Raw genomic sequence first — 19,298 nt, 5'->3', positions numbered from 1 at the left:
GTTCGCACGGGGGTGCCACCCCAACGACAAACGGCCCGGCAGGGTGCCGGGCCGTTGCGCCATCTGCCTTGCCGGCGTCAGACGAACCGGTTGACGTAGTTTTCCAGCCGCTCCTGCCGGCCCGAGCGCGGGGCGGGATCGATATTTTCGGCGATCACCCGCCCGGCGATGCTGTCGAGCGTGCCATTCGCCAGCATGTCCCTGTTTTGCGGCAGTTCCCAGGCGGCGTAACGCTCCTCGCGCGCCCGTTCCAGTCCACCGTCTCCGAGCATCGCCGCTGCGGCCTTCAGCCCGCGCGCGCAGACATCCATCGCGCCGACATGGCCTGCGATCAGATCGACCGGATCGAGCGACTGGCGGCGCACCTTGGAATCGAAGTTGGTGCCGCCAGTGGTGAAGCCGCCCGCCTTGAGTACTTCGTAATAGGCCAGCGCCACTTCGGGCACGTTGTTGGGAAACTGGTCGGTATCCCAGCCCGACTGATAGTCGTTGCGGTTCATGTCGATCGAGCCGAGCAGGCCGAACGCCGCCGCCATGGCCAGTTCGTGTTCGAAGGAATGACCGGCGAGGACGGCGTGCCCCTGTTCGATGTTCATCTGCACCTCGCCCTCGAGCCCGAACTCCTTGAGGAACGAATAGACGGTGTTCACGTCGTAATCGTACTGGTGCTTCGATGGCTCCTGCGGTTTGGGCTCGACAAGGATCGTGCCCTTGAAGCCGATCTTGTGCTTGTAATCGACCACCATCTGCAGGAAGCGCCCGGCCTGGCGGCGTTCGCGCACCAGATCGGTGTTGAGCAGGGTCTCGTAGCCTTCGCGCCCGCCCCAGAGCACATAGTTCTGCCCGCCGAGCTTCTGCGTGGCGTCGATGCAGGATTTCACTGTCGCGGCGCACCAGGCGAAGACGTCCGGGTCGGGGTTGGTCGCTGCGCCCGACATGAAACGGCGGTGAGTAAAGAGGTTTGCCGTGCCCCAGAGAAGCCCGGTCTTGCGGGTCTCCATCTTTTCGCCAAAATAATCGACGATCTCTTCCAGGTTGCGGGTGGTTTCGGCGAAGCTGCCGCCCTCGGGGCGCACATCGGCGTCGTGAAAACAGAAGAAGGGTGCGCCGAGGATGTCGAACATCTCGAAGGCCACATCGGCCTTGACCCGCGCCTTTTCCATCGATGTCTGCGGATACCACGGCCGTTCGAACGTGGTGCCGCCGAACGGATCGCCGCCCTCCCAGGCGAAGCTGTGCCAATAGGCGATGGCAAAGCGAAGCTGGTCTTCCATCCGCTTGCCCATGACGATCTCGTCGGGGTTGTAGTGGCGATAGACCAGTTCGCTGTCGGAATCCGGATCGTACCGGACCGGTTCGATTCCATCGAAGAAGTTCGTCATGACAGACCTTTCAGGGCTACGTAGGTGTCGCGATAGCGCGCATGCGCTTCGGCAAAGGCTGCGGTCAGTCCCTTTTCGGGGTCTACGACCTTGCTGATCTCGGGCAGGGTGGCGATTTCCGCGCCCGCGCCGGTGGCCGCCATCAGGCCGAGCCGGGCGGCGCCGAACGCGCCGCCGAAATCGCCGGCAACAGGCACCTGCACCGGCATGTCGAGCGCGGTGGCAATCGCCCTGAGCCAGTATTCCGAACGCGAGCCGCCCCCGACCGCGATCAGCCGGTCGAACCGGGTTCCGGTCGAGGCCAGCGCGTCGTAGCTGTCGCGCACGGCAAAGGTCACGCCCTCGAGCACCGCGGCGGTTCCGGCGGCGCGGTCGGTCGCGTGCTCCAGCCCGGTAAAGCTGGCGCGGATGCGCGCGTCGTTATGCGGGGTGCGCTCACCGCCGAGATAGGGCAGGAACAGCGTTCGCCCGGGCGGGCGCAGGCCGGTCAGTTCGCCGGTCAACGTGGCGGCATCGGAGCCCACGAGCTGTGCATACCAGTTGAGCGCGTCGGTAGCGGCCAGGAACACCCCCATCTGGTGCCATGTTTCGGGCAGGGCGTGGCAGAAGGTGTGCACGGCGGTTGCGGGGTCGGGCTGATAGGCGTCGGAAGCGGCGAACAGCACCCCCGAGGTGCCGAGCGAGACAAAGGCATCGCCGGCGTTGACCACGCCCACCCCGACGGCCGAGGCCGCGTTGTCGCCACCGCCGCCCGCAACCACAACATCGGCGGGCATGCCCCAGCGATCGGCCAGCTCCCTGCGCAGCGTGCCGGAAGCCTGCGACCCCTCCACCAGCGACGGCATGAAGCCGCGGTCGAGCCCTGTCGCCTCAAGCAGCGTCTCGGACCAGTCGCGCGCCCCGGTATCGAGCCAGCTTGTCCCGGCGGCGTCCGACATTTCCGAAACCGCCTCGCCGGTCAGCCACAGGCGCAGGTAGTCCTTGGGCAGAAGGACCATCGCCACCCGGGAGATGATGTCGGGCTCGTTGTTCCTGACCCACATCAGCTTGGGGGCGGTGAAGCCGGGAAAGACGATGTTGCCGGTGATTTCGCGCCAGATCGGCACCGCGTCCATCGCGGCGGCTTCCGCGTGGGCGCGCGTGTCGTTCCACAGCATGCAGGGGCGCAGCACGTTCTGCGCCGAATCGAGCAACGTCGCACCGTGCATCTGGCCCGAAAGCCCGATACCGCGCACGCCGGCGAGCGACCGGCTGGCCGCCAGCCCGTCCATGGCGTCGGCGGCGGCGGCAAGCCAGCCCGCCGGCGATTGCTCGGACCAGCCGGGGTGGGGCCGCGAAACCGTCAGCGGTGCCGTTGCTTCGGCGATGACCTTCTGGTCGTCGTCGATCAGGAGTGCCTTGAGACCAGAGGTCCCAAGATCCAGACCGATATACATTACACTAGTCCTTTCTCAGGGTTCTTGCCGAGGATGATCATGCCGAGAATGTCGTCCTCGGTGACCTCATCGACCTTTACGGTGCCGACAAGGCGCCCGTTCTTCATGACCGACGCGCGGTCGCAAAGCTGTTTCACGGCATGGATGTCGTGATCGATCAGGAAGATGCCGATACCCTGCGCCTTGAGCTGTTCGATCAGGCGCGCCACCATGGCGGTTTCCTCGACACCGAGCGCCGCGGTGGGTTCGTCCATGATCAGGATGCGGGCGTTGAAATAGACAGCGCGGCTGATCGCCACCGATTGCCGCTGTCCGCCCGAAAGCCCCGCCACCGGCGTGTGGAAGCGCTGGAAGTTGGGGTTGAGCTGGCTCATGATCTTGCGCGTTTCAGCCTCCATCGCGGCGTCGTTCATCAGCCCCATCGGGTTGACCAGTTCGCGCCCGAGAAAGAGGTTCGAGGCCGCATCGAGATTGTCCGCCAGCGCAAGCGTCTGATAGATCGTCTCGATGTTGTAGCGGCGCGCGTCGCGCGGCGAATTGATATGGGCAAGCTCGCCGTTGATGTAGATTTCGCCGCTGTCGCGCCTGTAGGCGCCCGAGAGCATCTTCATCAGCACCGATTTGCCGGCGCCGTTGTGGCCGAGCACGCCCACGACCTCGCCCGGGTAGAGGTCCATGGTCACGCCGTTGACGGCGTGGATGCCGCCGAAGGACTTTCGCATGTCGCGCATCTCGACCAGCGGGGTGGCGCGACCGGGTGTTGCGGGAGCGTTCATGATCAGTCCCCCGTTCTCTTGCGGTAGAGGATATCGACGAAGACGGCCAGCACCAGCACGATGCCCACCACGATGTTCTGATAGGGCGCCTCGACCCCGACCATCGCCATGCCCGATTGCAGGGTCTGCATGATCAGCGCGCCGAGAATGGCGCCATAGATCGTGCCGATACCGCCCGACAGCGCGGTGCCGCCGATGACCGCCGCGGCGATCACCCTGAGTTCGTCGAGCGTGCCGATATCGTTGGAATGGAAGTTCAGCCGCGCCGACGCAACTACCGCCGAGATCGCGCAGAGCAGGCCCATGATGGCGAAGATCTTGACCGTCAGGAAGCGGATGTTGATGCCGGCAAGCTCGGCCGCTTCGGGGTTGCCGCCGGTGGCGAAAATGTAGCGGCCGAGCCGCGTGCGCTGTGCGACCACCGTCATCACCGTGGCGACGACGATCAGGATAAGTACCGAATAGGGCACGCCATAGGCGGTTCGGTAACCGTCGGGCATGACCTCGCCGCGCGCCTCGAACATGCGGCGCAGACGGGCGGTCGGGATGTCGTAGGAATTCAGGATCCAGACGAATCCCATGATCGCGCCGATGGTCACCGCGCCGATCGCCACCTCGGCCCAGACCGGTTTGACGGGAAAGCCGTGGCCGATCTTGTTGCGCCGCGAATTGGCCAGCAGATAGACGGCAAGCGCGCTCACCAATGCGCCGAGTATCCAGCTTCCGGTCACCCCGAGGGTGCCCTCGATCCCGCCGAGGCTGACGAATTGCGGATCGAGCGGGCCCACTGTCTGGCCGTTCGAGAGGTGCCAGGCGACGTTGCGCCAGACAAACAGCCCGCCGAGGGTGACGATGAAGGCGGGGATGGTCAGATAGCCCACCAGCCATCCCTGGAAGGCGCCGATGGCGACGCCGACGATCACGCCGATCAGTATCGCCACGGGCGCGATCAGCGGCGAGCCGAGCGGTATGCCGAACGATTGCGGCAGCCATACGACCTGCGTCATCGCCATGAAGGCCGAGCAGGTTGCCAGCACCGCGCCGACCGAAAGGTCGATGTGGCGGGTGACGATGACAAAGACCATGCCGGTGGCCATGATGGCGACCGATACGGTCTGGATCGTCAGGTTGAAGATGTTGCGGGGGGTCAGGAACCTGCCGCCGGTCCAGACATCGAACACGACGCAGATCACGATGAATGCCCCGATCATGCCAAGCAGACGGGTGTCGATTTCCATTACGTCGAGGATGTTCCGGCGGGATTGCTTCGGCAGGTCGCGGGTGTCCGTGCTGTCAGCCATGAGGCGCTCTCCGGGGTGCGCTTGCAGGCGGCCCCTGCCGGTAGGGCAGAGGCCGGATGTGTCGTTTCAGGTCGGGTTACGGCTCAGTTGCAGGGCGCCGGTCCGTTCTCGACGCCCTGGCAGAGCGCCTCGACGCTGATCCAGCCCGCATCCGTCACCACCGTCAGGTTGTCGGCGGTGATCGGCACGGGTTCGAGGAACCTGGCCATCATGGAGATACCCGAGGGCGAGGTCCATTCGGCCGCGCCGTCGATCTCGGCCATTTCGTTGCCGCCCTGCGCCAGCCCGACGGCGATTTCCGCTGCGGCCTTGCCCAGATCGCGCGAATCCTTCCAGACCGAAACGGTCTGCGTGCCCTTGGCGATGCGGTTCAGCGCGGCATGATCGCCGTCCTGGCCCGAAACCGGCAGGCCCTCCATGCCCTGTGCGGTCAGCGCGGCCACGGCGCCGCCGGCGGTGCCATCGTTCGAGGCGACGACCGCATCGACGTTGTTGTCGTTGGCGGTCAGGATCTGCTCCATGTTGCGCTGTGCGTTCGCCGGAAGCCACGCGTCGGTATAGGCCTCGCCGACGATGGTGATGTCGCCGGCGTCGATCGCCGCCTGAAGCACCTCCTGCTGGCCGCCGCGCAGGAAGTCGGCGTTCGGATCGGTGGGCGAACCCTTGATCATCACGTAATTGCCCTTGGGCGCCTTTTCGAACACGGCGCGGGCCTGCATCCGGCCGACCTCGACGTTGTCGAAGGTCAGGTAGAAGGCACGCGGATCCTCGATGAGCCGGTCATAGGCGACCACGGGGATACCTTCGTCCGCCGCCGCCTGGACGGCGGGGATGATCGCCTGATTGTCCTGGGCAAGCACGATCAGCGCGTCGACGCCCTGGGACATCAGCGCCTCGATATCGGCTAGCTGCTTGGCCGAGGACGATTGCGCATCGGCCGAGATATAGGTTGCGCCATTGGCCTCGAGCGCCGCGATGATCGCCGCTTCGTCCGTCTTCCAGCGCTCCTCCTGGAAGTTCGACCAGCTCACGCCGACGGTAAGGTCCTGCGCCAGCGCGGTGGTGGTGAAGACGGTCGCCAGCGCGGCGGCCGGAATGAAGAGATTACGCATGAAATCCTCCCGTGATTTTGCCCTGCGTCGCGGGCGGGTGGCCTGAGGCTGCCCATCGCGGAGGATCGGCCATGTTATTTTAATTGTCAAAATAAAAATTGGCCGCAGTGACAGAATGTGCCACTATCCCGGGTGGGCGCTGTGACTATCATGCTGCAAATGGAGGAATTTCTGCGGTGCGGCAATGCGGTTAATTTCCGGACTGAAGTAAATGCAGCGTCAGGTTTCCCTTTCGCCGGCCTCGCTGCCCCTGCCGCTGGAGGGGTGCGGGCCGCTGCGCCCGCTGCACGATTCCGCTGCCGCGCCGCTGCGCCAGCAGGTGTTCGAAACCGTGCGCTCCCACGGCCAGATTTCGCGTATCGACGTTGCCAAACACCTCAACGTCAGCCCGGCATCGGTCACGACGATGGTGGCCGATCTGCTGGCCGGCGGGTTGCTGTGCGAAATTCCGTCCCCGCGCGAGCCGTCCGGTCGCGGCCGTCCGCCGGTCGCGCTTGCCGTCCGGCCCGAAGCGGGATTTGTCGCCGGCATCAAGCTGAGCGATCTGGTTCACACCGGTGTCGTCATCGACTTTGCCGGGCGTCCGGTGGCCGAGTGCAGCCTCGAACGGCCGAGCCTGCGCACCGATGTCGAACTGCTGGTGAACGAGGCCGACGAGTTGTTCGCGCGGCTTCTCGCACAATCGGGAATGGAACGGAGCGAGATTTCCGCCATCGGTCTTGGTATTCCCGGGCTGGTCGATCATCCGCGCGGCGTTGCGCTGTGGTCGCCGATCATCCGGGGGGCGGAAATACCGATTGCCGATCTGATGTCGCGCAAGATGGGCGTGCCGGTGCAGGTCGACAACGATGCCAACCTGCTGACGCTGGCCGAACTGTGGTACGGTGCCGGCCGCGCGCTGCCCGATTTCGCCGTGGTCACGCTGGAATATGGTGTCGGCATGGGGCTGGTGATGAACCACCGGCTCTATCGCGGCGCCCGGTCGGTCGGCATGGAGCTTGGCCATACCAAGGTGCAGATCGACGGTGCACTGTGCCGGTGCGGCCAGCGCGGCTGCCTTGAGGCCTATGTCTCGGATTATGCGCTGGTGCGCGAGGCGTCGGTTGCGCTCGACATGCATCGCACGGCCTCGGGTTCGGCGCAGGTGATCCTCGAATCGCTCTTCGATCAGGCCAAGGCGGGTAACGAGGCGGCGCGCACGATCTTTCGCCGCGCCGGGCGTTTTCTTGCGGCGGGGCTTGCCAATGTCATCAATCTGTTCGATCCCTCGCTGGTGATCCTGTCGGGGGCCCGGATGAGGTACGACTATCTCTATGCCGACGAGGTTTTGCGCGAGGTGCGCGAACTGACGCTGAACACCGGACGCGCGCTGCCGAAGATCGAGATCAACGCCTGGGGCGATCTGGTCTGGGCACGCGGCGCGGCAACGCTGGCGCTCGACACCGTCACCCGGATGCGCACCGGTGCGGAGGCCGCGCCGTGAAGTACCTGCCGCTTGTCCTTTGCCTTGCCGCGCCGGCCGTGGCGCAGGACATACGTTTTCAGGACCAGAGCGCGGCCTTGCCGATCAGTCATGTCTATTCCGGTGGCTGGGAGCATTTCGTCGGCGGCGGGGTGGCGGTGTTCGACTGCAACGGCGACAACCTGCCCGAGATATTTGCCGCCGGCGGCGCCGCACCGGCGCGGCTGTTTGTCAACCGGACAGGGGCGGGTGGCGGCTTTTCATTTGCGCCGGGAGAAGGCCTGCCGGAACTGGCCGGCGTTACCGGTGCCTATCCGCTCGATATCGACAGCGACGGGCTGCTGGATCTTGCCGTATTGCGTGTCGGGCCGAATGTGCTGCTGCGCGGGCTGGGGGCATGCCGGTTCGAGGATGCGACCGGCGCGTTCGGCTTCGCGACGGACGACCGCTGGTCCACCGCGTTTTCGGCGACCTGGGAGCCCGGCAATGCCCTGCCGACCCTGGCCATCGGCAACTACGTCGACCGCGGCGATCCCGATGGGCCGTTCGAGGCCTGCGATATCAACCAGCTTTATCGCCCCGATGGCAGCCGCTATCGCCCGGCGCAGGAGCTCTCGCCGGGTTATTGCGCGCTTTCGATGCTGTTTTCCGACTGGACACGGCAGGGCCGGCCTGATCTGCGCGTTTCCAACGACCGGCATTATTACGTCCGCGGCGGATCCGAGCAGATGTGGCGCATGGACAGGATTCCGCGCCTGCTGGGAGCGGCCGACGGCTGGGACGAGATCTCGATCTGGGGCATGGGGATCGCCAGCCGCGACATTTCGGGCGACGGCCGGCCCGATCTGGTTCTGACCTCGATGGCCGACCAGTTGACGCTGCTGTCCGAGGGATCCTCGGCCTATATCCAGGCCCCGTTCGGCATTGGCACCTTCGCGCAGCGCCCGCATACGGGTGACGACGGTCGCCCGTCGACCGGGTGGACCGCCGAGTTTGGCGATGTGGACAACGACTGTCTCGACGATCTGTTCATCGCCAAGGGCAATGTCGACCAGATGCCGGCGAACGCCATCAACGATCCCAACAACCTGCTGATCCAGCGGGCCGACGGAACGTTTGCCGAGCGCAGCGTCGAGGCCGGGGTCGCTACCGAGGCTCGTTCGCGCGGCGCTGCGCTGGCCGATTTCGATGGCGACGGGCGGCTCGATCTGGTGGTGGTGAACCGCCGCGCGCCGATGGAGCTTTACCGCAACATGTCGGCCGGTACCGGAAACTGGCTCAAGGTTCGGCCGCGACAGGACGGAGCCAACGGGTTCGCGGTTGGCGCATGGCTGGAACTGCGCTGGCCGGACGGCCACGTGATGGCGCGCGAGATCACGGTGGGCGGCGGCCATGTATCGGGCAAGAACCTTCCCGAGCATTTCGGGCTCGGCCCGGTGGGCCGTGTCGACCTGCGCGTCATCTGGCCTTCGGGCGAGGTCAGCGGCTGGATCGGTGTGCCCGCCAACCGCAGTGTCGAGCTTTGGCGGCGCGCGGCCGGCGGCATCGAGGTGCGCCAGCCGCGGTGAGTCGTCGCCCGGCTCATCTGTCCACCGGCAGGCCGCTGGGCACGCTGTCGGGAATGCCCAGCCGCCCGCGCGCGCCGGCCGGATCGGTCAGGCTGTTCAGAAACGCCACCAGCGCCGCAATTTCGTCCGGCGCACGCTGTTGCGGCGCAACCTCGACCGCCGCCCGGATGCGGCCGGTTTCCTCGGGGTCGTCGGCGGCCACCCACAGCAGCTTGCCGTCGAACGCCTGTAACACCGGCTGGCTGCGCGCGTAGCCTGCCAATCCGCCGGCGGGATCGAGGTGATAGGCGACAAAGGCGGCCAGATCGCGATGTGCGCCGGTATGACCGTAGGGGGCGGTCAGCGCGACGTTGCGCAGGCTGGGGGTGAGGAACGCATACCTGTCCTCCTCGTGGCCGGTGACGCGGAAACGGCCCTCGTCCTTTGCGTGGCGCTCGAAACGCTCCGCCTTGCCCGGGCCGAACTGGGGCGTGCCCATGGCGTGAAAGGCGTGATCGGTCTGGAAGGGGCCAGCGTGGCAGGTGCTGCATCCGGCCTCGCCATAAAACAGTTTCATCCCGTGCTGTGCGTCGGCGGCGAGCGGTTCCTCGCCCCGCAGGTGGCGGTCGAAGGCGCTGTTATCGGCGCGCCATTCGAAGGCGATGAAATCGGCGATGGCGTTGGAGATGTCGGTAAAGGCGATGGGCCTGCCAGCCGCGACCTCGGGCAATGCGGCCTCGAAGGCCGCCCGGTACCCGGGGATCGCCGCAACCCGTTGCGCGATCAGATCCCAGGCACCATCCCTGCCGGTCAGCCGGCCCGACCGCACCGCTTTGGAGACTTCGTTCTCGCCGTAATGCCCTGCCATCTCGTCCTGGCTCAGCACCGGGAACATGGTCTGGGCCGACAGCACGCCCGAAAAGCCCCGGACCATCTCCTGATCGAGCGGGGTGCGCAGCCCGTTGGGCTCGTCCGGGTCGGCTTCGATCCGCCCGTCGGCGAACAATACGGTGAATTCGGCCGCGCCGAGGTTGAAAAGTGCCGGCGCATTGCGTGGGATGCGCTGCTCGGGCATGTTGTCCGGATCGGGCCGGCGGGCCGGCCCCAGACCGGTTGCGCCCTCGCCCAGCGACAGCGAAACGCCGTCCGAGGTTCCGAACCCCGGATGGTGGCAGGTCGCACAGGCGATGTTGCGGTTGCCGCTGAGGATCGGATCCCAGAACAGCAGGTGCCCGATGCGGACCATCTTCGGGTCGACCGGCGCATAGGCCTCGTCGGTGACGGGCGGCGGCAGATCCGGTGCGGCGAAAGCCGCTGCGCTCAGGCCGAGCAGGAAGACGAGACTTGCGGCGAGGGGTCGGGGCATGGGCGGGTCCGGGTAGCGTGGCGCCATCATATGCCTGATCTCGGGGGCATTCCAGATGCCGGCGGCGGTGCGGTGCTGTGCCGGATCACCAGTTCCACCGGCAGGATGATCCGGGGAATCGGCCGCAACTCGCGTTCGCGCGGCGGCAGTTTCATCCGCTCCAGCAGCATCCGGGCCGCCGCCGCGCCGATGGCGGCGCGCGGCTGGTGGATCGTGGTAAGCGGCGGCACGAAATGGGCCGCGATCTCGAGGTCGTCGAAGCCGACGACGGAAACCTCGCGCGGCACGTGCACGTCACGGCGGTGCAGTTCGCCGATAAAGCCCATCGCCATCTCGTCGCTGGTGCAGAAGACGGCGCTCGGCCGGTCGGCGGATGCGAGCCAGCGCGCGGCGGCCTCGGCCCCGGCGCGCAGGGTGAAATCGCCCGGATAGATCCAGTCGGCGCGCAGGGTCAGCCCGGCGGCTTCGAGCGTGCCGCGCGCTCCGGCAAGGCGGGTCGTCGACAGCACATTGCCCCCGGGGCCGCCCAGATGCCCGATGCGGGTGTGCCCCAGATCGAGCAGATGGCGCACCGCGCCGGCCGAGGCCGCTCGATTGTCGATGGTGACCGAGGGGCGATCGAGACCGTCGATCCATTCGCAGGCAAAGACCATCGGCGGGCGCGTCTCGGGCGCGCCGCGGTTCAACAGCAGATCGCGCCGCAGCATCCCGTCCAGCACGATCAGCCCGTCGGTCTGGTTGAGGCGGAAGTATTCGGGAAAACGGTGATCGTCGAGCGCCATCGGCGTGGTGTCGGTGATCAGCACGTTGTAGCCGGCATCCCACATCACCCGGGCAATGCCCGACAGGATGCGCGAGAAGAACGGATTGGCGAGGTTCGGCACCAGAACGGTGATAGCCCCGGTTTCTTGCCGGCGCAGGTTGCGGGCGGCCAGGTTGACCCGGTAGCCGGTTTCGCGAATGGCGGCGAAGACGGCATCGCGCGTCGTCTGGCTGACGATATCGGGGTTGGAGAGGGTGCGGCTGACCGTGGCGGTCGAAACCCCCGCCGTTCTGGCCACGTCGCGGATGCTTGGCGCGCGTCCTGTCATTTTCCGGTGCCGATCCGTGGTTCTCCGCCGATGGGCCGGCTGTTGCAGCCCGCCGCGCTGCCGTATCATGCGAACTAACTGGCACCTTGTAAACGATTACATGTCTCGTATGATGCGCCGGTTAAGGATCATGTGAACGATTCGCAAATGCCGGGGAGGGGCTGCGCGGACGCTGCCTCATTCGCCGGCCAAGGAGGCTGTGCGATGAAGACGATCAAGGGCCCGGGCCTGTTTCTGGCGCAATATGCTGCTGACGCGGCGCCCTTCAACTCCTGGGATGGCATCACGAAATGGGCGGCCGAGACAGGGTTTGCCGGCGTGCAGGTGCCAAGCTGGGACGCAAACCTGATCGACCTGAAAAAAGCGGCCGAAAGCAGGGATTACTGCGACGAGTTCAAGGGCGTCGCGGCGCAAAACGGCGTTGCGGTGACCGAGCTTTCGACCCACCTTCAGGGCCAGCTTGTCGCGGTGCATCCCGCCTATGACACGGCGTTCGACGGATTTGCCGCCCCCGAGGTGCACGGCAATCCCAAGGCACGACAGGAATGGGCCGTGGAGCAGGTGAAACTGGCGCTGAACGCCTCGCGGAACATGGGGCTGACCGCGCAGGCGACGTTCTCCGGCGCGCTGGCCTGGCCCTTTGTCTACCCGTGGCCGCAGCGCCCCGCCGGGCTGGTCGAGACGGCGTTCGACGAGCTTGCCCGCCGCTGGAAACCGATCCTGGACCATGCCGAGGAATGTGGCGTCAATCTCTGTTACGAAATCCACCCCGGCGAGGATCTGCACGACGGCATCAGTTACGAGATGTTCCTGGAGCGCACAGGCAACCACGCCCGCGCGATGATGCTCTACGATCCCAGCCACTACGTGCTGCAATGCCTTGATTATCTGGACAATATCGAAATCTACAGGGACAGGATCGGCATGTTCCACGTCAAGGATGCCGAGTTCAACCCGACCGGCCGCCAGGGGGTCTATGGCGGCTACCAGTCATGGGTCGACAGGGCGGGGCGGTTCCGCTCGCTGGGCGACGGGCAGGTAGATTTCAAGGCGGTCTTCTCGAAGATGGCGGCAAACGATTTCGACGGCTGGGCGGTTGTCGAATGGGAATGCGCGCTGAAACACCCCGAGGACGGCGCGCGCGAAGGGGCGCAATTCGTCCGCGACCACATCATCCGGGTGACCGACAAGGCGTTTGACGATTTCGCCGGTAGCGGTGCCGACGAGGCCGCGAACCGCAGGATGCTGGGGATCGGGGGCTGAAATGGCTGAACGTATCAGGCTGGGCATGATCGGCGGTGGCAAGGGCGCCTTCATCGGGGCGGTTCACCGCATCGCGTCGCGGATGGACGGGCATTTCGATCTGGTCGCCGGCGCGCTGTCCTCGACCCCGGAAAAGGCGCGGGAAAGCGGTGAGTGGCTGGGTCTTGCCCCCGATCGCAGCTATTCGGATTTCCGCGAGATGGCGATCCGCGAAAAGCGCCTGAAGGACGGTATCGACGCCGTTGCCATCGTCACCCCAAACCACATGCACTATCCGGTGGCGCGCGAGTTTCTGAAACGCGGCATCCACGTCATCTGCGACAAGCCGCTGACCTCGGCCCTGCCCGACGCGCGCCGGCTGGCGAAACTGGCGCATGAAAGCGATGCGCTGTTCGTGCTGACACACAATTATACCGGCTATCCGATGGTCCGGCAGGCGCGCGGGATGATCGCCGGCGGCGAGATCGGCACGATCCGGGTGGTTCAGGTCGAATATCCGCAGGACTGGCTGACCGAGGCGGTCGAGACGAGTGGCGACAACAAGCAGTCCGAATGGCGGACCGACCCGGCGCGTTCGGGGGCGGGCGGTTCCACCGGCGATATCGGCACCCATGCCTTCAACCTTGCCGGTTTCGTCACCGGTCTGGAACTCGAATCGCTGTCGGCCGATCTTCAGCGCTTCGTCGAGGGCCGAAGGGTGGACGACAACGCCCACGTGATGCTGCGCTACAAGGGCGGGGCGCGCGGGATGCTGTGGTGCAGCCAGGTGGCGCCCGGCAACGAAAACGCGCTGCGCCTGCGAGTCTATGGCGACAGGGGCGGGCTGGAATGGGCGCAGGAGGATCCGAACTACCTGTGGTTCACGCCCTTTGGCGAGCCCAGGCGCCTGCTGACCCGTGCCGGTGCGGGCGCGCGCGATGTCTCGGCGCGTGTCAGCCGCACGCCGGGCGGCCACCCCGAGGGGTATCTGGAGGGCTTTGCCAATATCTACGCCGAGGCCGCGCAGGCGATCCGGGCGAAGATGGCCGGGCAGCCGGTACCGGCGGATGTGGTCTATCCCACGGTCGATGACGGGGTGGCGGGGGTTGCCTTTGTCGATGCCTGCGTGCGGTCCTCGGCCCGCAATGCAGCGTGGATCAGGCTGGCCTGAACGCCGTGGCGGCGACCGCAGCCCATTCAGCAAACGCGCCACCGCAGCCAGCGCTGCCGGTGGCGCCGGTGCTGGAACTGAGGAGCGTCAGCCGGTCCTTCGGTCCGGTGCAGATCCTGCACGACATCGACATCGCGCTTTTCCCCGGCGAGGTGCACGCCCTGATCGGTGAGAACGGCGCCGGGAAATCGACGACGATGAAGATCATGTCGGGCTATCTGGCGCCGTCGTCGGGGCAGGTCGCGCTCGATGGTGCGCCGGTCAGCTTCGCCCTCTCGCGGCAGGCCGAGGCGCGGGGCGTGACGCTGATCCATCAGGAGTTCAACCTCGCCCAGCTTCTGTCGGTCGAGCAGAACATCTTTCTCGGCCACGAGTTGAAGCGGGGCTGGCTGCTCGACAAGGCGGCGATGCGGGCGCGCACCCGGACTCTGCTGGAGGAACTCGACACGCCGCTCGACCCGCGCGCCAGGGTTTCCGATATTTCGGTCCCGGAAAAGCAGATGGTCGAGATCGCCAAGGCGCTTTCGCGCGCCGCGCGCGTACTGATCATGGACGAGCCGACGGCGGCGCTGACGACGCGCGAGACCGAGGTGCTGTTCCGGCAGATCGAGCGGCTCCGGGCCGAGGGTGTGGCGATCCTCTATACCTCGCACAAGCTCGACGAGGTGGCGCGCATCGCCGACCGGGTCAGCGTCATGCGCGACGGGCGGATGATCGTGACGGCGGGGCGCGGCGAACTGAGCGTCGACCGGATGGCCGAAGCCATGGTCGGGCGGGAATTGTCCGACATGTTCCCGCCCAAGCAACCGCCGCACGATGCGGCGCCGGTGCTCGAAGTGACGGGGGTTTCAGTCGAAAACGATGTGAAGGATGTCAGCTTCACCCTGCGGCGCGGCGAGATACTGGGTTTTGCCGGGCTTGTCGGTTCCGGCCGTACCGAACTGATGGAGGGTCTGATCGGTGTGCGGCCGGCAACTGGGGCGATCGCGATCAACGGCGCGCCGGTGGCGATCCGTTCGGTCGAGGCGGCGATGGATGCCGGGCTGGTCTATCTGCCCGAGGACCGCAAGGAACACGGGCTGATCCTGACGCAGGACATGCGGCGCAACCTGACGCTTCTGGCGCTGAAGAAGTTCACCAGCGTGCTGATCGACAGGCCGGCCGAGGAGGCGGCGCTGACCCGCGCCATCGGGGAATTCGACATCCGCGCCCCATCGCGCGAGGTGCTGGTGGGCAACCTGTCGGGCGGCAACCAGCAGAAGCTGCTGCTGGCCAAGACGATGCTGGCCGGGCCGCAGATTGTTATCATCGACGAGCCGACGCGCGGCATCGACGTGGGCACCAAGCAGCAGTTCTACGGCTTCATTCACGGGTTGATCGACAACGGCCATTCGGTGATCGTCATCTCCTCCGAGATGACCGAGATCATCGGCCTGTGTGACCGGGTGGTGGTGATGCGCAGCGGCCGGGTGGCGGGCGAGGTATCGGGGAACGACGTGAACGAGGACGCAATCCTGCGCCTCGCCATGGGACTGGACAGGAAAGAGGGCGCGAATGGCTGAGACACCGGCAACTTCCGCAGGCAACAGGGGCCGGTTCCGCCTGGATATTCAGGTGCTTGGTCCGATTGTCGCGCTTGTCGTGCTTGTGGTGATCGGCGCGCTGCTCAATCCCGATTTCCTGGCCGCGCGCAATATCGTCAACGTTCTGTCGCGCTCGGCCTTCATCGGGATCATCGCCGTCGGCATGACCTTTGTCATAACCGCCGGTGGGCTCGACCTGTCGGTAGGCTCGATGACCGCCTTCATCGCGGGGGTGATGATCCTGATCATGAACGCCCTGATTCCGGCGATCGGAACCAGTTGGGGGGTGATCGTTCTGGGTGCGGGGGCCGGGCTGATGCTGGGTGCACTGCTGGGGGCGCTTAACGGCCTGCTGATAACCCGGATGGGGATCGAGGCGTTCATCGTCACGCTCGGTTCGATGGTGATCTTCCGTTCGCTGGTCACCTGGCTGGCCGACGGCGGCACCATATCGCTCAATTTCGCGCTCGGCGGTCTCTACGAGCCGGTCTATTACGGCGGTCTGTTCGGTATCCGCTGGCCGATCCTCGTCTTCGCGCTGGTTGCCGTGCTGGGCGAGATCGCCATGCGCAGCACCGCCTTCGGCCGCCACTGCGCCGCCATCGGTTCGAACGAGCAGGTGGCGCGCTATTCCGCCGTCCACGTCAACCGCGTGCGCATGATGACCTATGTCGTGCTCGGGCTGCTGGTCGGGCTGGCGTCGGTGCTCTACGTGCCGCGCCTCGGCTCGGCCTCGAACACCACCGGTCTTCTGTGGGAACTGGAAACCATCGCCGCCGTCATCATCGGCGGCACGCTGCTCAAGGGCGGTTTCGGCCGGGTCTGGGGCACCGTGGTGGGTGTGCTGATCCTCGGGCTGATCGACAATATCCTGAACCTGACGGATCTGGTAAGCCCCTATCTGAACGGGGCGATCCAGGGCGTCATCATCATTCTGGCGGTTGTTCTCCAACGTGCCAGGAAACCGGCCCGCTGACGGGAGAAAGCCCGCCAGCAAGAGGCAAACACAGGGAGTGAGGAAATGACGATGAAACACATGTTCGGTGCCGCGGCGCTCGCGATGGCGCTGGTTCCGCCGGCCTTCGCCCAGGATACGACGGTGATCGGGGTATCGATTCCGGCGGCGACCCATGGCTGGGCGGGGGGTCTGAACTTTCACACCGAGCAGGCCATCGCCCGGCTGGAGGAGACCTATCCGCAGCTCGATTTCGTGCTTGCGACCGCCGGCGATCCGGCCAAGCAGGTCAACGATATCGAGGATATGGTGGCTACGCGCAATATCGACGCGCTGGTGGTTCTGCCGTTCGAATCCGAGCCGCTGACCGCACCGGTCAAGCGGGTGAAGGACGCGGGCGCCTGGGTGACGGTGATCGATCGTGGCCTTTCGGAGGACGGTATCGAGGACCTCTACGTCGCCGGCGACAACCCCGGCTTCGGTCGCGTCGCGGGCCAGTTCTTTGCCGAGATGCTGCCCGACGGCGGCAGGATCGTTATCCTGCGCGGCATTCCCACCACCATCGACAACGAGCGGGTCGAAGGGTTCCTGGCCGCCATCGACGGCAGGAACATCGAGGTGCTGGGCATGGAGCACGGCAACTGGAACCGCGACGACGCCTTCAAGGTGATGCAGGATTTCCTGTCGAAATACCCCGAGATCGACGCCGTGTGGGCCTCGGACGACGATATGGCGGTGGGCGTTCTGGCCGCCATCAAGGAATCCGGCCGGATGGACGAGATGTGGGTGCTTGGCGGTGCCGGCATGAAGGAAATGATCGCCCGCGTGCGCGACGAAGATCCCTACGTCAAGGCCAACGTGACCTATCCGCCCTCGATGGCGGCAACGGCCATCGAACTGACGGCGCTCAACTATGTCTCGAACGCGCCGGTCTCGGGCACCTTCATCATCGGCTCGGTGCTGATCACCAGGGACAACGCCGAGAAATTCTACTTCCCCGACAGCCCGTTCTGATCGCGCGGCTGTCCGACACCAGAAGCGCCCGGCCGGTTGCCGGGCGCTTTTCGTTTCCGGCAGCGCATCGGGGCTTTCCCTTTTGTCCGCAGGCGGATTTCAGGACGCCGGGACTGGCGTCACCAGTGCCCGGTCTGTCCGGCCGAGATAATCGGCCAGCCGCAGCTTCAGGTGCGGAACGGCATTTTCGAGCGACATGAAATCGGCGATGGTGAGCGATCTCCACATCTGCCCCTCGTTGCCAAGCCGGATATGCGCGGGGTCGAGAACCGGCGGCCTTGCGACCAGAAACCACGAAATGCCCGAGGCCGGCGGCGTGCCGGTGTAGCGCTTTTGCCAGGTGATGTCTGTGGGCGAAAGGTGAAGCGATAGCTCCTCGGCGGTTTCGCGGATGACACATTCCACCGGTGTCTCGCCGTCCTCCCGGCCGCCACCGGGAAGGTCCCATTGGCCGGGAAAGGGAATGCGGGCATCGTCGTCACGCAGGATGGACAGGACATGACCGTTGTAAAGGATCGCAACCTTCGCCCCGCAAAAACCGGTCATTTCCGTTAAATCCCGCGCTGCGCCAAAGCAATCCGTCCGGCCGGAACAGGATGGCCGCGAACGACGAAATGGGCAAGACCGCCCCGCCCCACACCCGGACGCCCGCCGCACCCGCCCGGACGCTCCGGCTGAGATCTTCAACGAATACGGATGTCGAACGCCGTGCATATTTGACACGATGCGCCGGGTTTTCTGAACCTGTCAGTGGGCGGCGCCAAGCACTCTTGACCCAATCGTCAGGCATTTCCGACCCAAACCGGACTTTCGACGCTAGGCGCGCGAAGGTCCGGTGAGCGGACGAAGCGGCAATTCGCTGCGGCTGCGCGAATGACTGCTATTTCCGCTTAGGCAGGATGCTTGGCTGCGCCCCAGACGGCCATAGGGGCAGGATCATAAGAAAATCCGCAAGCCCTGTACCATTTGAAGCTACTGGATATTTCAGTTCATAAATGCTCTATCTTATTGGCGCGAAAATTGTCCAAAATTATCCCATATTCAAACGAGACGATGCTAATGAACCTGCGATTTGCTTTCTCGATGATCTTGTTCTTCATAGGATTCGATGCGCAAGCCGATGACGCGCAATCCGTGCTTGCCAGTCAGATCGAAGAGGCGTCGGTCACGTCAAGCCAAGCTTATTTTTATACGGGTGAAATTTCCAGCGCAGGCTCAGGTGTCGGTGGGACGCTGCTTCCCCCGCTGATTTATCGCCGCGAAATGGAGGTGAATGGCTGTGACGTGACGGCTCGGACAGTAAAAATTCACGACCAAAATCCTTTGGAAGAACCATCGGTCGAGATCACATTCGATTTGGCACGCACACGCATTCCGGACTCATCGGTCCCGATTGGCAATGAGTTTGCTTTCGTGGTAGGGAGAGGTAACGAGCCAAACGGTACAGCATTGCTCCAATTGTATTTTGAGCCCCCCTATGAGCCTCTAATCTGGTCGGACACAGCAGGTGTCGAGATTGAACAGCCTGTCTTGTTCATCCGATTTTTGATGGAACCTGTCGCGAATGAAACGCAGCCTCGCCGTTTACTTGCACTGTTGAACCAGTATCAGGACGAATACTGTACGTTCTAAGGGTAAACATGGCTTATGCTACGATCCAGCCCCTACCGGAATCGACCCCCGCTACCCGCAAAGAGACAGTGAGAAATCGCGCTCTGCCGGGAGACGGTTGCTGACATTCGTTAGTAGTACAGAAACAGGAAAAATGGGCTCTTTCCAGTCGTTCGCCGTGCTAGATACGAACGACCGCTTTTTCTGTTCCGCATGCGATCCGGGTAGGAAATCCGACAGAAGGCAGAA

The 19,298-nt window shown here is 65.0% G+C and carries 16 protein-coding genes; 8 read left to right on the top strand and 8 right to left on the bottom strand.

The genetic code is table 11. The features are described from left to right. Positions 1-77: 77 nt before the first annotated feature. The 5 genes from xylA to xylF all read right to left on the bottom strand — a co-directional run bounded on the left by xylA (position 78) and on the right by xylF (position 6,007). On the bottom strand, positions 78-1,382 hold the full coding sequence (gene xylA / locus ACK5IR_RS12005) for a xylose isomerase (protein WP_416929202.1): 1,305 nt from the start codon (positions 1,380-1,382) through the stop codon (positions 78-80). After that, entirely contained in the window at positions 1,379-2,818 is a 1,440-nt protein-coding gene (xylB, locus tag ACK5IR_RS12000) for a xylulokinase (RefSeq protein WP_416929200.1), read from the bottom strand. Before xylB ends, xylA begins: the two co-directional genes overlap by 4 nt. After that, entirely contained in the window at positions 2,818-3,594 is a 777-nt protein-coding gene (locus ACK5IR_RS11995) for an ATP-binding cassette domain-containing protein (protein ID WP_416929198.1), read from the bottom strand. Before ACK5IR_RS11995 ends, xylB begins: the two co-directional genes overlap by 1 nt. A 2-nt stretch (positions 3,595-3,596) precedes the next feature. Continuing rightward, positions 3,597-4,895 carry a sugar ABC transporter permease gene (locus tag ACK5IR_RS11990; protein WP_416929196.1) on the bottom strand — a complete coding sequence of 433 codons (1,299 nt, stop codon included), beginning with the start codon at positions 4,893-4,895 and terminating at the stop codon, positions 3,597-3,599. 83 nt (positions 4,896-4,978) lie between these two features. Continuing rightward, positions 4,979-6,007: a D-xylose ABC transporter substrate-binding protein gene (gene xylF, locus ACK5IR_RS11985; protein WP_416929194.1), complete on the bottom strand. Its 1,029-nt coding sequence runs from the start codon at positions 6,005-6,007 to the stop codon at positions 4,979-4,981. A gap of 211 nt (positions 6,008-6,218) precedes the next feature. On the opposite strand from xylF, the gene ACK5IR_RS11980 reads away from it, so the two are divergent. Both ACK5IR_RS11980 and ACK5IR_RS11975 read left to right on the top strand, forming a co-directional pair. After that, complete coding sequence (locus ACK5IR_RS11980) at positions 6,219-7,490, top strand: ROK family protein (protein WP_416929192.1); 1,272 nt, start codon at positions 6,219-6,221, stop codon at positions 7,488-7,490. Then, positions 7,487-9,037 carry a CRTAC1 family protein gene (locus ACK5IR_RS11975; RefSeq protein WP_416929190.1) on the top strand — a complete coding sequence of 517 codons (1,551 nt, stop codon included), beginning with the start codon at positions 7,487-7,489 and terminating at the stop codon, positions 9,035-9,037. The genes ACK5IR_RS11980 and ACK5IR_RS11975 overlap by 4 nt, the downstream gene beginning before the upstream one ends. Before the next feature lie 13 nt (positions 9,038-9,050). On the opposite strand, the gene ACK5IR_RS11970 is transcribed toward ACK5IR_RS11975, so the two are convergent. Together ACK5IR_RS11970 and ACK5IR_RS11965 are read right to left on the bottom strand one after the other, a co-directional pair. After that, positions 9,051-10,382 carry a cytochrome-c peroxidase gene (locus ACK5IR_RS11970; protein ID WP_416929188.1) on the bottom strand — a complete coding sequence of 444 codons (1,332 nt, stop codon included), beginning with the start codon at positions 10,380-10,382 and terminating at the stop codon, positions 9,051-9,053. 26 nt (positions 10,383-10,408) lie between these two features. Next, complete coding sequence (locus ACK5IR_RS11965) at positions 10,409-11,473, bottom strand: LacI family DNA-binding transcriptional regulator (RefSeq protein ID WP_416929186.1); 1,065 nt, start codon at positions 11,471-11,473, stop codon at positions 10,409-10,411. Positions 11,474-11,677: 204 nt separating this feature from the next. Between ACK5IR_RS11965 and ACK5IR_RS11960 the strand changes: the two genes are divergently transcribed. Genes ACK5IR_RS11960 through ACK5IR_RS11940 form a run of 5 tightly spaced genes read left to right on the top strand, consistent with a single transcriptional unit; the run spans position 11,678 to position 17,438 of the window. Then, positions 11,678-12,736, top strand: a complete 1,059-nt coding sequence (locus ACK5IR_RS11960; RefSeq protein ID WP_416929184.1) for a sugar phosphate isomerase/epimerase family protein — start codon at positions 11,678-11,680, stop codon at positions 12,734-12,736. A gap of 1 nt (position 12,737) precedes the next feature. Then, positions 12,738-13,886, top strand: a complete 1,149-nt coding sequence (locus tag ACK5IR_RS11955; protein WP_416929182.1) for a Gfo/Idh/MocA family protein — start codon at positions 12,738-12,740, stop codon at positions 13,884-13,886. Positions 13,887-13,945: 59 nt separating this feature from the next. Next, on the top strand, positions 13,946-15,448 hold the full coding sequence (locus ACK5IR_RS11950) for a sugar ABC transporter ATP-binding protein (RefSeq protein ID WP_416929222.1): 1,503 nt from the start codon (positions 13,946-13,948) through the stop codon (positions 15,446-15,448). Beyond that, complete coding sequence (locus ACK5IR_RS11945; RefSeq protein ID WP_416929180.1) at positions 15,441-16,445, top strand: ABC transporter permease; 1,005 nt, start codon at positions 15,441-15,443, stop codon at positions 16,443-16,445. The genes ACK5IR_RS11950 and ACK5IR_RS11945 overlap by 8 nt, the downstream gene beginning before the upstream one ends. A 45-nt stretch (positions 16,446-16,490) precedes the next feature. Beyond that, positions 16,491-17,438: an ABC transporter substrate-binding protein gene (locus tag ACK5IR_RS11940; RefSeq protein WP_416929178.1), complete on the top strand. Its 948-nt coding sequence runs from the start codon at positions 16,491-16,493 to the stop codon at positions 17,436-17,438. A gap of 99 nt (positions 17,439-17,537) precedes the next feature. Here the strand turns inward: ACK5IR_RS11940 and ACK5IR_RS11935 are convergent, their stop codons facing one another. Continuing rightward, complete coding sequence (locus ACK5IR_RS11935; RefSeq protein ID WP_416929176.1) at positions 17,538-17,984, bottom strand: NUDIX hydrolase; 447 nt, start codon at positions 17,982-17,984, stop codon at positions 17,538-17,540. 513 nt (positions 17,985-18,497) lie between these two features. Between ACK5IR_RS11935 and ACK5IR_RS11930 the strand changes: the two genes are divergently transcribed. Continuing rightward, positions 18,498-19,070, top strand: a complete 573-nt coding sequence (locus tag ACK5IR_RS11930; RefSeq protein WP_416929174.1) for a hypothetical protein — start codon at positions 18,498-18,500, stop codon at positions 19,068-19,070. Positions 19,071-19,298: the final 228 nt, after the last annotated feature.

It is taken from the genome of Tropicimonas sp. (assembly GCF_047971885.1).
Classification (GTDB): domain Bacteria; phylum Pseudomonadota; class Alphaproteobacteria; order Rhodobacterales; family Rhodobacteraceae; genus Tropicimonas.
Note: the sequence above shows the minus strand (reverse complement) of the source record. Positions and strands in the feature narration are given on the sequence as shown.